Annotated in this window: 12 protein-coding genes; 11 read left to right on the top strand and 1 reads right to left on the bottom strand. The window is 39.4% G+C overall.

The window, feature by feature from the left end; all coding sequences use genetic code 11:
• Window positions 1–139: 139 nt before the first annotated feature.
• A complete protein-coding gene (locus tag J7E77_RS12120; RefSeq protein WP_214714624.1) occupies window positions 140–1,849 on the bottom strand; it encodes an Rqc2 family fibronectin-binding protein in 1,710 nt (569 codons plus the stop codon).
• A gap of 231 nt (window positions 1,850–2,080) precedes the next feature.
• Between J7E77_RS12120 and J7E77_RS12115 the strand changes: the two genes are divergently transcribed.
• The 11 genes from J7E77_RS12115 to rlmN all read left to right on the top strand — a co-directional run bounded on the left by J7E77_RS12115 (window position 2,081) and on the right by rlmN (window position 14,718).
• Complete coding sequence (locus tag J7E77_RS12115) at window positions 2,081–4,759, top strand: calcium-translocating P-type ATPase, SERCA-type (RefSeq protein ID WP_214714621.1); 2,679 nt, start codon at window positions 2,081–2,083, stop codon at window positions 4,757–4,759.
• A 106-nt stretch (window positions 4,760–4,865) separates the two neighbouring features.
• The gene (locus J7E77_RS12110) at window positions 4,866–5,741 is read left to right on the top strand and encodes a YicC/YloC family endoribonuclease (protein ID WP_214714619.1); all 876 of its coding nucleotides are present in this window, start codon (window positions 4,866–4,868) and stop codon (window positions 5,739–5,741) included.
• Between the two features lie 60 nt (window positions 5,742–5,801).
• Window positions 5,802–6,065: an extracellular matrix/biofilm regulator RemA gene (remA, locus tag J7E77_RS12105; RefSeq protein WP_026566410.1), complete on the top strand. Its 264-nt coding sequence runs from the start codon at window positions 5,802–5,804 to the stop codon at window positions 6,063–6,065.
• Between the two features lie 10 nt (window positions 6,066–6,075).
• Window positions 6,076–6,693: a guanylate kinase gene (gene gmk / locus J7E77_RS12100; RefSeq protein ID WP_214714639.1), complete on the top strand. Its 618-nt coding sequence runs from the start codon at window positions 6,076–6,078 to the stop codon at window positions 6,691–6,693.
• A complete protein-coding gene (gene rpoZ / locus J7E77_RS12095) occupies window positions 6,693–6,911 on the top strand; it encodes a DNA-directed RNA polymerase subunit omega (protein WP_088086339.1) in 219 nt (72 codons plus the stop codon). The genes gmk and rpoZ overlap by 1 nt, the downstream gene beginning before the upstream one ends.
• A 202-nt stretch (window positions 6,912–7,113) precedes the next feature.
• Window positions 7,114–8,337, top strand: a complete 1,224-nt coding sequence (gene coaBC, locus J7E77_RS12090) for a bifunctional phosphopantothenoylcysteine decarboxylase/phosphopantothenate--cysteine ligase CoaBC (protein ID WP_214714617.1) — start codon at window positions 7,114–7,116, stop codon at window positions 8,335–8,337.
• Window positions 8,324–10,735, top strand: a complete 2,412-nt coding sequence (gene priA, locus J7E77_RS12085) for a primosomal protein N' (RefSeq protein ID WP_214714637.1) — start codon at window positions 8,324–8,326, stop codon at window positions 10,733–10,735. Before coaBC ends, priA begins: the two co-directional genes overlap by 14 nt.
• Window positions 10,736–10,851: 116 nt before the next feature.
• Window positions 10,852–11,337, top strand: coding sequence for a peptide deformylase (gene def / locus J7E77_RS12080; RefSeq protein ID WP_214714615.1), 486 nt, complete (start codon window positions 10,852–10,854; stop codon window positions 11,335–11,337).
• Window positions 11,334–12,272, top strand: coding sequence for a methionyl-tRNA formyltransferase (gene fmt, locus J7E77_RS12075; RefSeq protein WP_214714613.1), 939 nt, complete (start codon window positions 11,334–11,336; stop codon window positions 12,270–12,272). The genes def and fmt overlap by 4 nt, the downstream gene beginning before the upstream one ends.
• Window position 12,273: 1 nt before the next feature.
• A complete protein-coding gene (rsmB, locus tag J7E77_RS12070) occupies window positions 12,274–13,623 on the top strand; it encodes a 16S rRNA (cytosine(967)-C(5))-methyltransferase RsmB (RefSeq protein ID WP_214714611.1) in 1,350 nt (449 codons plus the stop codon).
• Between the two features lie 3 nt (window positions 13,624–13,626).
• Window positions 13,627–14,718, top strand: coding sequence for a dual-specificity RNA methyltransferase RlmN (gene rlmN, locus J7E77_RS12065; RefSeq protein ID WP_168242744.1), 1,092 nt, complete (start codon window positions 13,627–13,629; stop codon window positions 14,716–14,718).
• Window position 14,719: the final 1 nt, after the last annotated feature.

The raw sequence follows: 14,719 nt of genomic DNA, 5'->3' as shown, positions 1-14,719 counted from the left end.
TATCCCAATTTTCCCTCTTGATGCTCTCTTACTATCATTAATTTAAATTGTTCGCTGTATTTAGCCATAAAAATACACCCCAAAAGTTAGATTTTACTCTAACTTTTGGGGTGCAGTACACGGGTGCCCTCTTTTCCTTCTATTTCTTCAATTTCAGCACCAATTCTTCATCCGGCGTTACATAAACCGTCTGTTGATTGTCGTAAATCACAAATCCAGGCTTTGCACCGCTAGGTTTTTTAACAAACCGGACCTTCGTAAAGTCGACAGGAACAGAGCTTGAATTCCTCGCTTTACTATAATAAGAGGCTAAAACGGCAGCCTCACGAATCGTCTCATCAGATGGTTCCTTGCTGCGAATCACCACGTGTGAGCCGGGAATATCTTTGGTATGGAGCCAAATCTCATCCCTTGCTGCCAGCTTATTTGTTAAATAGTCATTTTGTTTATTATTTTTTCCAACGATGATATCCGTCCCATCTGTAGATAAGAAGTGATCTAAAATTGGTTTAACATTCTGAGCCTTTTTCAATTTCTTTTTCTGCCGTTCGCGGATATAGCCACCCTCAATTAATTCTTCACGAATCTCTTGAATATCCTTTGGTGAGGCAGCTTGTACCTGCTGTAGTAAATTATCAAAATAAGCTACTTCGACTTGTGCCTTTTCAATCTGATCAACGACAATTTCAACTGCATTTTTTGCCTTTAGGTATTTTGAAAAATACTTTTGGGCATTTTCAGATGGTGTCTTTCTGGGGTCAAGCGGAATTAAAATCGTTCCACCAGATTCATCATAATAATCGAGAACTTCAATATCACGCATCCCTTTCTTAGCAGCATATAAATTGGCAGTTAACAACTCGCCAGAGCGTTGATATTGATCAGCCTTTTCTGCTTCTTTCAGAGTAGCCTTCAGTTTGTTAATTTTCTTTTCATTCTTTTCTTTTTCATTTTGAATAAATCGTTCAATATCATTTCCCTGCTGCTTTACCCGGTCTCTTTCCGCTTTGCCAAAATAAAAACGGTCAAGCATTTCACTTAGCGTGGAGAAGGTCTTTATTTCTCCTTTTAGATGCTCAAGGGGAAATAAGTAAAAAGCGTCCTTACCGCCCGACGATATAATCGAGGGAGAAATCTCACCGGTTTCCACCTTTTTAATCATACGAATAAACGTTCCCGGTATTGTAGAACGATTGGCAAGACCACTTTGGAATATAACTTCCTTGGCAAAAAGGGGAGAGATCCCTGCAAATTGCTCAACTAATTGGCGGTCGAGTTTTCCTGCATTGTAATCAATTTTTCTTAATAGATCATCTTCGCTCGAATGAAACGGATTTTGCTTATGCTGTTCTGGCGGAAATACATAAGGTTGTCCTGGCAAAATGGCCCTGTGGCTATTTACGGCAAAGGAAACATGTTTGATACTATCAAGAATGACATTTCGTGTTTTATCTACCAGTACGATATTGCTATGCCTGCCCATAATTTCAATAATTAATTGTTTATAGCTAATATCACCAATCTCATTTCTGCCCTTTATTTCTAGTACTACCATCCGGTCTGTTTCTACTTGATATATATCCTCTAAAATATACCCCTCAATATGTTTCCTAAGCAGCATACAGAACATCGGGGCTTCACTAGGATTATCGTATGCTTCTTTCGTGAATTGGACCCGCGCGTAGCTTGGGTGTGCTGATAAAAGCAGCTTTTGATTAACACCATTCGCACGAATCGTGAGAATTACTTCATTTTTATAGGGTTGATGAACCTTATTGATCCGTCCGCCCTTCAAGGAACGAACAAGTTCATCGACCATTGCTTTTGTAAATAAACCATCAAATGACATGGAAAACATCCTTTACTACATTCATATGAATTAATTATAGCTTACTAAAAATATACTGTCTTATTTTTACTCTGTTAAACGTGCCCGTTGATTTCCGCTCCAATCAATAGGGTTCCATTTATTCTCTAATTTATCTTTCACTATATCATAGCATTTTTTTGGACGACCCTGAATAAGCTTTCTTTAGAGCAGGTATTTATAGGTATTTAAAGGGGGAAGTGAGATGGTCGGATGAAATTCCATGAAATGCAGATAGAACAAGTTGAAAAGTCTCTAGAAACCGACTTTTCTTCTGGATTATCACAGGAAGAAGTAAAAAAGAGAATTAATTTGCACGGACTAAATGAGTTGGACGAAGGAGAAAAGCAATCAGCTTTACTCTTATTTTTTAGTCAATTTAAGGATTTTATGGTCTTAGTTCTTCTCGCAGCTACCTTAATCTCCGGATTGCTTGGCGAATATATTGATGCCATTGCTATTATTGCCATCGTAATTATCAATGGCTTTCTTGGGTTTTTTCAAGAAAGGCGGGCAGAGAAATCACTACAGGCATTAAAGGCATTATCTGCACCACAAGTCTCTGTGCTCCGGGATGGTCAGTGGATCAAAATTCCTTCGAAAGAAATTGTGGTAGGGGATATTTTGAAGTTTGTTAGTGGGGACCGCATCGGTGCCGACGTCCGTGTGATTGAGTCAAAAAGTTTAGAAATTGAAGAATCAGCGCTTACAGGAGAATCCGTCCCTGTTTCCAAGCATATAGAAATCCTAACTAACCCTAACCCTGGCATAGGAGATATGGAGAATATCGCATTTATGGGTACGATGATTACGAGGGGAAGCGGGATAGGAGTCGTCATTGCAACAGGTATGAAAACAGCAATGGGACAAATTGCAGATTTGCTTCAAAATGCAGAGGCGCAAGATACTCCATTGCAACGCCGCTTAGAGCAACTGGGAAAAATACTAATTACAGTAGCCTTACTGTTAACTGTTCTGGTTGTAGTGGTTGGAGTTTTGCGAGGACACGACATATATGAGATGTTTTTAGCAGGCGTTTCTCTTGCAGTTGCGGCCATACCTGAAGGGCTGCCGGCTATCGTGACAGTGGCATTATCTCTCGGTGTGCAAAAAATGATTAAGAAAAATGCCATTGTCCGGAAATTGCCCGCAGTAGAAACACTTGGCTGTGCTTCGGTCATCTGTTCAGATAAAACGGGAACAATGACACAAAACAAAATGACGGTTACCCATTTATGGAGTGGGGGTCAAACTTGGACAGTTGATGGGGTAGGGTATCAGCCGCGAGGAAATTTCTATAGAAATGAACGCAATATTAATCCTAAAGATGAAAAGGCATTGCAGCAAATGCTGATTTTTGGGATGTTATGTAATCATTCAGATTTAGTCATTAAGGATGATGATTATATTCTTGACGGAGACCCAACCGAAGGGGCACTGTTGGTAAGTGCAATGAAAGCAGGTTTTGATCGTCCCAAATTATTAGATGAGTTTACGATCATAAATGAATTCCCATTTGACTCAACCAGAAAAATGATGAGTGTTCACGTTAAAGACAAGCAGGGACGGCATTTTATAGTCACAAAAGGGGCACCGGACGTCATTTTAGATATTAGTGAATCCGTTCTTTGGGACGAGAGAACACAATTTTTAAATAAAGAGACACAAGGGAAGGTTCAGGAGGCAATAAATGGACTCGCATCACAGGCGCTTCGAACGATCGCGATTGCCTTTAAACCAATACAGGCTAATACGATTATTTTAAGTGAACGAGAAGCTGAGAAAAATTTAACGCTTATTGGTATTCAGGGAATGATTGACCCGCCGAGACCTGAAGTGAAAAAGGCTGTAAAGGAATGTAAAGAAGCAGGTATTAAAACTGTCATGATTACCGGTGACCATGTCATCACTGCAAAAGCGATTGCCTCCCAACTTGGAATTATAACGAATAAAAGCAAGGTCATTGATGGGAATGCATTATCCGAAATGTCAGTCGAAGAGCTTGAAGAAATAGTCAATGATGTTTCAGTTTTTGCTAGGGTTTCACCAGAGCATAAACTGAAAATTGTCAAAGCATTACAAAATCGCGGACATATTGTCGCCATGACGGGTGATGGTGTGAACGATGCACCAGCTATTAAAGCCGCTGATATTGGAGTCGCTATGGGGATTACCGGGACCGATGTCGCCAAAGAAGCCTCCTCTCTTATCTTGTTGGACGATAACTTTGCCACGATTAAGGCTGCGATAGTGGAAGGCAGAAATATCTATGAAAATATTCGTAAATTTGTTCGATACTTGTTGGCTTCTAATGTTGGTGAAATATTGGTCATGTTGTTTGCGATGATTTTAGCGCTGCCTCTGCCGCTTATTCCTATCCAAATCCTCTGGGTGAATTTGGTTACTGATGGGTTGCCGGCTATGGCACTGGGACTCGATCGACCTGAAGAAAATGTAATGAAACGTAAACCCCGCAGTCCAAATGAAGGTGTTTTCTCGCGAGGTCTGGGCTGGAAGGTTGTGTCACGTGGCTTCCTAATAGGGCTGGTAACATTACTATCCTTTATGATTGTTTACAATAACGATCCTGCCAAGTTGCAATATGCACAAACTGTTGCCTTTGCAACACTTGTCATGGCTCAGCTGATTCATGTGTTTGATTGCCGCAGTGAGAAATCAGTGCTCTCGAGAAATCCTTTCGGAAATCAGTACCTTGTTTGGGCCGTTTTATCTTCACTTGCATTGATGTTTGTCGTTATTTATTACCCGCCATTACAGCCTATTTTTCACACACTGCCGGTAGCAGCTAAGGATTGGCTGTTGATTGTTGGATTATCATCGATACCAACTTTTTTACTAGCCGGGTCATTTTTGTTAAGAAAAACAAAATAAAGTGTGTTATAATCCAAAAGGTAATAGATTCCACTCTATTACCTTTTGTCTTTTTTGAAAAATATAGCTAGCCGATCAATTTTTCAGAAGATTGGATGTGCACAAAATGGTTATAAGTATGACAGGCTTTGGAAGAGCTAAAACAGAATCAGATTGCTTCTCTGTCAATGTGGAAGTAAAAACAGTGAACCACCGTTTCTGTGAAATGAATATCCGCATGCCAAGGCAGCTTTTAAAAATAGAAGATAGAATGAAAAAGAAACTTAATCAGTATATCCGCCGTGGAAGGGTAGAAGTTTATGTTAGCTTAGAGGGTGAAGGCGTCGTAACCCGCAAAGTCCACGTGGATTGGAAACTGCTAGATGAGTATTATCAATTTATCAAACAGGCTCGTGAAAAATATAATGTTGAAGGAACGTTAACACTTCAGAATTTGCTAAGTAGAAGTGAACTTTTACATATTGAAGAAAGTGAAGCTGGCAATGAAGAGCTTGATAATCTAGTTCTGGCTGCAACAGAAGAAGCTGCCAAGTTTTTAACACAAATGCGGATGGCAGAAGGTGAAGAATTAAAAAAGGATTTGCTCGCCATTTTATCTCATTTAGAATCACATGTTTTTGAACTCCAGAAATTTGCTCCACTCGTTGTTCAATCCTTTAAAGAGCGTTTAACAAAAAGAATGGAAGACTTTGTTAATGGGCAATTGGACGAAACGAGGATCTTGACGGAAGTAGCCGTTTTTGCTGATAAAGCAGATATAAATGAAGAAGTCACACGATTAAAAAGCCATTTTCAACAATTCTTGCAAACCCTTGAGAGTATGGAACCGATTGGAAGAAAATTGGATTTTATCGTCCAGGAAATGAACAGAGAAGCAAATACCATTGGTTCAAAAGCAAACGATTCAAACATTGCTAAAAAGGTTGTAGATATTAAAAGTCTACTTGAGAAGCTAAAAGAACAGGTTCAAAATATCGAGTGATCCTTGTTTAGAAACTGTTTGAGACGGTCAAAATATATTATTAATGATTGGATGAGTACCATGTCGATAAAATTAATTAATATTGGATTTGGAAATATCGTTTCTGCCAATCGAATTATTTCAATTGTCAGCCCTGAATCTGCTCCAATAAAAAGAATTATTCAAGATGCCCGGGACCGGGGAGCATTAATTGATGCCACATACGGTAGGCGGACACGAGCGGTGATTGTTATGGATAGTGATCATGTTATTCTATCAGCTGTACAACCTGAAACGGTAGCGCACCGCTTAGCTGATCGTGATGAAATAATTGATGAAGGGTAGGATTTCTGAAATGCAGGAAATAGGATTGCTGATTGTACTTTCTGGGCCTTCCGGGGTTGGAAAAGGAACGGTTCGGAAAGAAATTTTTTCCCATCCGGATACTGCTTTTGAATACTCCATTTCGATGACAACCCGCTCACCTCGAGATGGGGAGATTGATGGAGTGGATTACTTCTTTAAGTCAAGAGAAGAGTTTGAACAATTAATTGAACAGGGCAAACTGTTAGAGTATGCCGAATTTGTCGGGAATTATTACGGTACCCCTGTTGACTATGTTCGTTCCACTTTGGATGCTGGAAAAGACGTCTTCTTAGAGATTGAAGTAAAGGGTGCCCGTCAGGTACGAGAAAAGTTCCCTGAAGGTTTATTTATTTTCCTTATGCCGCCAAGTTTATCTGAACTAAAGAACCGGATTGTAACAAGAGGAACGGAAACAGATGACATCATACAAAACCGCCTGCTTTCCGCTCGCGAAGAAATTGAAATGATGGAGTTATATGATTATGTTGTTGAAAATGACCAAGTGGAGCGCGCCTGTGAACGCGTGAAATCCATTGTTACTGCGGAGCATTGCCGCAGAGAACGTGTTGAACACCGCTATAAAAAATTGCTGGAGGTTGAATTATAATGTTATATCCTTCTATTGATTCGCTGCTTGAGAAAATTGATTCGAAATACTCGCTTGTTTCCGTAGCTGCGAAGCGCGCTCGCGTGATGTCCCAGGTAAGAGATGAAAGATTGCCAAAATACGTTTCCCATAAACATGTTGGAAAAGCACTAGAGGAAATATACAGCGGTGAACTAACCTACCGAATTTCTAAAAAAGCAGACACATCTGCTGAGTAGTCTAAAATAGTTATTAATTGACAGTAAATTTCTGAGAGAAGGCCTGACAAAAGGGGAAATCCTTACATGTCAGCCTTTTTTATTTTGGTTATCCTCGTTATGTAGAATTTGTCGAATTACGAGTGGAAAAAGGTGAAAAATTGCATTCATTCTAGCATAATAAAGATAGAGTGAAATGGACGAGAAGCGGGGGAATCCAATAATGGTACAGGATAAAAAAATATTATTATGTGTTACAGGCGGAATCGCCGTATATAAGGCAGCGGCACTAACAAGTAAGCTTGTTCAGGCTGGTGCTCATGTAAAAGTCATTTTAAGTGAATCTGCACAGAAATTTGTTACCCCATTAACTTTTCAGGCGTTATCCCGTAATGAAGTATATGTTGATACTTTTGATGAAAAAAATCCGCGTGTCATTGCCCATATTGATTTAGCCGATTGGGCAGATTTAATCCTTGTTGCACCTGCTACAGCAAATACGATTGGGAAAATAGCTGGTGGAATAGCCGATAATATGATAACAACGATCCTGCTTGCAGCTACCTCACCAGTCTGGATTGCCCCTGCTATGAATGTGCATATGTACGACCATCCTGCTGTGAAAAAGAACCTCTCAATATTGGCTGAGTACGGATATCAATTTATTGAACCTAGTGAAGGTTATCTTGCCTGTGGATATGTAGGGAAGGGCCGATTGGAAGAGCCGGAAAAAATCGTCCAGCTCGTACAACAATTTTTTACCGATCAATTCCAACAAACCTTAAGAGGAAAAACAGTTGTGGTTACAGCGGGGCCAACACGGGAAAAGATTGATCCTGTTCGTTTTATTTCCAATCATTCAACAGGGAAAATGGGTTATGCCCTTGCTGTTGAGGCAAAAAAACAAGGTGCCCATGTTGTATTAGTTTCGGGACCGGTTGGGTTGCCAGCTCCATTAGGTATGGAAGTGGTGAAGGTCGAGAGCGCTGAAGAAATGTATAATGCAGTATTGAAGTATTATGACTCAGCGGATGTAGTCATTAAAACAGCCGCCGTTGCCGATTACCGTCCAAAAATTGCATATGATCATAAGGTAAAGAAACAAGCCGGTGACTCGAGTATAGAGTTGGAACGAACGAAAGATATCCTGCTTGAGTTGGGTAAGAGAAAGAAGAACCAAGTGCTTGTAGGCTTTGCAGCTGAAACGGAAAATGTTGAAGAATATGCAAGGAAAAAATTAAATGCGAAAAATGCGGATATGATCGTTGCAAACAATGTGAAAGCGGAAGGGGCAGGGTTTGGGACAGATACAAATATTGTCACACTTTTCAAACGGTCTGGCTCAGCTATAGATTTACCGATTATGTCAAAAAGTGATGTAGCAATAAGGATTATCGAAGAAATTACTTCCCTATTGAAGGATATGGATGAAAATGGAAATAGCTAGTGTGATTGTGGATGTGCCGGCAAAACAAACGGATAGAGCGTTCGATTATTTAATTCCAGAGCAGTGGTGGGGAACAATCCAGCCGGGAATGAGGGTAATCGTTCCGTTTGGTCCGAGAAAAATCCAAGGATTTGTCACATCGCTTAAAACACAATCTGAATTTAAAAAATTAAGAGAAATTATCGAGCCCATGGATCTTGAGCCAATCTTAAATAAGGATTTACTTGACCTGGGTGACTGGCTAACTGAGAATACACTTTGTTTTAAAATCTTTGCTTTTCAGGTGATGCTTCCAGCCGCGTTAAAAGCTAAATACGAAAAAAAAGTGAAGATTACTGCAGGGGTGGAGGCTGCTGATTTATCAGAACCCCTTCAAACTCTTTTTGAAAACAATCCAATGATTGACTGGGAAGATGCTTTGAATAATGGAGTGGTTCCCTTATTACAAAAGGAAGCAGCAAAAGGTAAACTTGAAGTCCTTTACATCGTTAAGGAGAAGGTCAAAAAGAAACAGCGTAAGTTTGTCCGCCCACTTGTATCGCTTGCTGAATTGAAAGATGAAGTAGTCCGATTTCCAGCAAAAGCTGAAAAGCAAAAACTAGTATTGAGCTATTTTATCAATCATTTCGAACCAGTCGAATTGAGGCAGCTTGTCGCTGCATTAAATACGACATCCTCAACTGTTAAGGCACTTGTAGAAAAGAAACTTCTTACTGAGTATGAAATGGAGGTTTACCGCGATCCGTTTGAACATAAGACCTTTAAACGAACAAAGCCCTTACCATTAACAAATTCTCAACAGACCGTGATTGGGCCGATTCTAAATGCGATTGAATCAAATCGACATGAGGTATTCTTGCTCTATGGTGTAACAGGAAGCGGAAAAACCGAAATTTACCTTCAATCCATTCAAGAAGTTATTGAAAGAGGACAGGAAGCAATAGTACTTGTACCAGAAATTTCACTCACTCCCCAAATGGTGAATCGTTTTAAAGGGAGATTTGGGGACTTAGTGGCTGTTTTGCACAGCGGTTTGTCAGCTGGAGAAAAATATGATGAGTGGCGGAAGATTCAACGTAAAGAAGTAAAAGTAGCTGTAGGAGCAAGATCAGCGATTTTTGCCCCATTTGAGAACTTAGGAATTATTATTATTGATGAGGAGCATGAAACAAGTTATAAGCAGGAGGATATGCCTCGATATCATGCTAGGGATGTTGCAGTTGAAAGAGCTAAAACGTATAACTGTCCGGTTGTGCTCGGAAGCGCTACCCCATCACTCGAGTCGTTTGCCAGGGCTCAAAAGAAGGTGTATCATCTATTATCGCTCCCTAACCGGATGAATAATCAAACCCTGCCCTCAGTAGAGATCATTGATATGCGTGAGGAGCTTCGTGACGGAAATCGGTCAATGTTTTCACGTAAGCTTTTTGATATGCTAAAGGACCGAATAGAAAAAAAACAACAATCTGTTTTATTTTTAAATAAACGGGGTCATTCATCATTTGTAATGTGCCGGGACTGCGGTTATGTGATGAACTGCCCAAACTGCGACATATCGCTTACCTACCACCGAGTAAATGAACAAATGAAATGCCATTATTGCGGGTATGAAAGCCATGTTCCAAAGCAATGCCCGGAGTGTTCCAGTGATTATATTCGGTATTTTGGGACTGGTACTCAAAAGGTAGAGGACGAGCTTGGTAAAATTCTCCCGGAAGCAAGGGTTATTCGGATGGATGTTGATACAACTGGTCGAAAGGGCTCACACGAACGATTATTAACTGATTTTCAGAATGGCAAAGCAGATATTCTCCTCGGGACTCAAATGATTGCAAAAGGGCTGGATTTCCCAAATATCACCCTAGTTGGTGTGCTTTCGGCTGATACGATGCTGCATTTACCTGATTTCCGTGCGTCTGAAAAAACATTTCAATTATTAACACAGGTAAGCGGAAGAGCGGGACGTCATCAATTGCCGGGGGAGGTCATCATTCAGACCTACACCCCTGAACACTATAGTGTCGAACTTGCGGGAACACAGGATTATGATCTCTTTTACCAAAGAGAAATGATGATTCGAAAAACCCATCATTATCCACCCTTCTATTATCTATCACTCATAACAGTCAGTCATGACCAGTTGATGACTGTCGTTACAGCGACAGAGAAAATTGTTAATTATGTACGTTCGCAGGTTTCAAAGGATGCCGTCGTTTTAGGACCTGCAGCCTCGCCGATTCCTAGGATTAATAATAGATATCGCTATCAATGTCTGATAAAATACAAGCGGGAACCGAACTTGACAAAAATGTTAAAAACCATCTTGGATCAACACCAGAAAGATACTAAAAGCGGCTTGTTGGTTTCAATAGATGTAAATCCATTTATATTAATGTAAGTTAGCCAAAGGTAACCTGGTCATCAAAGGTTATTATTTCGCATTTTTGGTGAAAATGTAAGCAATTAATAAATTTAAAACGCCTATATAAGAATGGAATTAATGGGGGAAATAATTTGCCTATACTCAAAGTAATAAATTACCCTGCTGAGATACTTGAGCAGACTTGCAAGCCAGTGATTAAGTTTGATAAAAAGCTTGCAAAAATACTTGATAATATGTATGACACGATGATTGAATATGATGGGGTGGGACTAGCTGCTCCGCAAATTGGATTGGACGCACGCATCGCAATTGTTGATATCGATGATGAATTAGGGACAATCGAAATGATTAACCCAGTAATATTAGAAACATCCGGTGAACAAACTGGACCAGAAGGTTGTTTAAGTTTCCCTGGATTATTCGGTGAAGTGACAAGGCCCAATTTTGTTAAAATTGAAGCATTTGACCGTAAAGGCAGAAAATACACATTAGAAGCAGAAGAATTCCTAGCAAGGGCGATTCAACATGAAATCGATCATCTGGACGGGATTTTATTTACATCTAAAGTGACGAGATATCTCGAGGAAGATGAGTTAAAAGGAGTAGAAGTTGAATGACGAAAATTGTTTTTATGGGTACTCCAGATTTTTCTGTGCCAATCTTACAACAACTGATTAAAGATGGATATGATGTCATTGGAGTAGTTACACAACCAGATCGACCGGTGGGAAGAAAAAAGATTTTAACACCTCCCCCGGTTAAGGTAGAAGCCTTGAAACATTCTATTCCTGTCTTTCAACCAGAAAAAATCCGTCAAGAAGAAGAACTTGAAAAAATCCTTTCCTTGAATCCAGATTTAATTGTTACTGCTGCGTTTGGGCAAATCCTACCCAATAAGCTGTTAGAAGCGCCTAAATACGGTTGTATAAATGTTCATGCATCCCTGCTCCCAGAACTTCGTGGTGGTGCTCCTATTCATTATGCAATTATGCAAGGAAAACAAAAAACAGGTGTTACCATCATGTATATGGTTGAAAAATTAGATGCTGGGGATATTTTAACAAGTATTGAAGTCCCAATTGCTGAAGAGGACAATGTTGGTACATTGCACATTAAATTAAGTACAGCCGGGGCTAAATTGTTGGCAGAAACCTTGCCGCTTCTTTTGGAAGGCCGTCTGACGCCTAAGCCTCAAAACAATGAGGAAGCCACATTTGCTGCCAATATTAAGCGAGAACAAGAAAAAATTAATTGGACAAAAACAGGTGAAGAAATCTTTAATCATATTCGTGCTCTAAATCCATGGCCAGTTGCGTTTACAACCGTGAATGGTCAGGTCTTAAAAATATGGCGGGCAGAAAAGGTATCTGGACAGAAAATGGAAGTACCTGGAACAATTATTAATATAGAATCGGATGGCTTTTCGGTATCAGCCGGTAATGAAACGGCAATCAAAATCATTGAACTTCAGCCCTCTGGAAAAACAAAAATGATGAGTGAACAATTTTTACGGGGTTCAAAAATTTCAATAGGCACCAAGCTGGGAGAATAAAATGACTTCAACAATAAATAATGTACGGGCAATCGCAATGGATAGTTTAGTTGCTATTGAGAAAAACCAATCTTACAGCAATTTACTTCTAAATAATACAATTGAAAAACACGAATTGTCTCCTAAAGACGTCGGACTGCTAACGGAATTGACTTATGGAACCTTACAAAGAAGAATGGCACTTGACTATTATTTAGAGCCTTTTGTCAAAGATAATAAAAAATTAGCCAATTGGGTTCATCATTTACTTAGACTAACGCTTTATCAAATGATTTATCTCGATCGAATTCCGGACAGAGCAGCGATCTACGAAGCAGTAGAAATTGCCAAAAGTCGTGGTCATAAGGGGATAGCAAGTTTGGTAAATGGAGTATTGCGGAGTATTCAAAGAGAAGGGCTCCCATCCATGGAGGAAGTCTCGGACCCAAACAAAAGACTATCACTTGAAACTAGCCACCCTGAATGGCTAATTACCCGATGGGTTAACCAATTTGGCTATGAAAAAACAAAAGAAATGTGTGAAGTTAACCTAACAGCACCATTGCAAACAGCTAGAGTTAATCTCACGAAAATTTCAAGAGATGAATGTGTTGCGATTTTAGAAGAAGATGGTTTTCAAATCGAAAAAAGTCCAATTATTCCTGAGGCGATCAGATCGTTAAAGGGGAATTTAGCTTCTACCATTGCTTTTAAATATGGAATGTTTACTATTCAAGATGAAAGCTCGATGCTCGCCGCCTTTGCATTAGGGGCAAAGCAAAACGAATTTATCCTTGATGCTTGTGCAGCACCAGGTGGTAAAAGTACACATATCGCTGAAAAAATGGATAATACGGGAGAAGTCATATCGGTTGATCTTCATCAGCACAAAGTCAGATTAATCAATGATAATGCCAAGCGACTAGGGTTAGAAAATATAAAAACAAGCGTATCTGATTCCAGACAAATACAAGAAAAATTCAACAAAGAATCATTTGATCGTATCCTTCTGGATGCTCCGTGCTCGGGTCTTGGAGTAATGAGGAGAAAGCCTGATATGAAATACACAAAAACAGAGAAGGATATTGAGCGGTTAAGTACGATCCAGCAAGACTTATTAATGTCCGTATCCCCTTTATTGAAAAAGGATGGCATCCTAGTCTATAGTACTTGTACTGTAGATAAAGAGGAAAATGAATACACGGTTAAGACATTCCTCGAGAATAACCCTGAATTCGAAGGAGATTTATCATTTAAAAACAGGATGCCTGAAGCTATCCAACCATTGATTACGGGTTTTGATTTACAGATATTCCCACAAGATCTTGGGTCAGATGGGTTCTATATTGCAGTTTTAAGGAAGAAGGTGTAACAGTTGGAACAATTAAATACAACTGAGACAAACACAGCTAAGGAAATTAAGAAGAAATCAATTTATTCATTGCAGCTTAACGAATTAAAGAATTGGCTGACTGAAAATGCTGAAAAGGCATTCCGTGCCGAACAAATCTATGAATGGCTTTATAAAAAACGAATTACATCATTTGAGGATATGAGTAATGTATCAAAAGGCTTAAGAGATAAGCTTGCTAGCCATTTTGAATTAACAACATTAAATACGGCGATTCAACAAACATCATCTGATGGAACCATAAAATTCCTTTTTGAACTTCAAGATGGATACTCCATTGAAACGGTGCTAATGCGTCATGATTATGGAAACTCCGTTTGTGTTACGACACAGGTAGGCTGCCGAATAGGTTGTACTTTTTGTGCCTCTACATTAGGCGGCTTAAAAAGACACTTAGAGGCAGGAGAGATTGTCGCACAAGTTGTAAAAGTTCAGCAAACACTTGATGAAACAGATGAGCGTGTAAATTCAGTTGTTATCATGGGAATTGGTGAGCCATTTGATAATTATGATAATATGTTATCATTTTTAAAAATAATCAATCATGAAAAGGCTCTTAATATCGGAGCACGCCATATAACCGTATCAACAAGTGGTATCGTTCCGAAAATTTATCAATTTGCAGATGAAAATACACAAATTAATTTTGCTATTTCTCTCCACGCTCCCAATACCGAATTACGTTCAAGGCTAATGCCTATTAATAAGGCTTATAAACTTGATGACTTAATGGAAGCAGTAAGGTATTATATCGATAAGACAGGTCGTAGAATAAGCTTTGAATATGGTCTTTTTGGCGGTGTAAACGATTCAGTCGAGCATGCTGAAGAGTTAGCTATATTATTAAAAGGATTAAAATGTCATGTGAATCTAATTCCTGTAAACTATGTTCCTGAAAGAGATTATGTACGGACTCCAAGAGACAAAATTTTTGCTTTTGAAAAAACATTGAAAAACCGAGGTATTAATGTAACCATTCGCAGGGAGCAAGGTTCAGATATCGCTGCAGCATGTGGGCAACTTCGTGCAAAGGAGCGGAAAGAGGAGACGAGGTGAC

The sequence above is a fragment of the Bacillus sp. ISL-77 genome (assembly GCF_018613105.1).
This window is presented reverse-complemented; position numbering and strand designations above follow the sequence as displayed.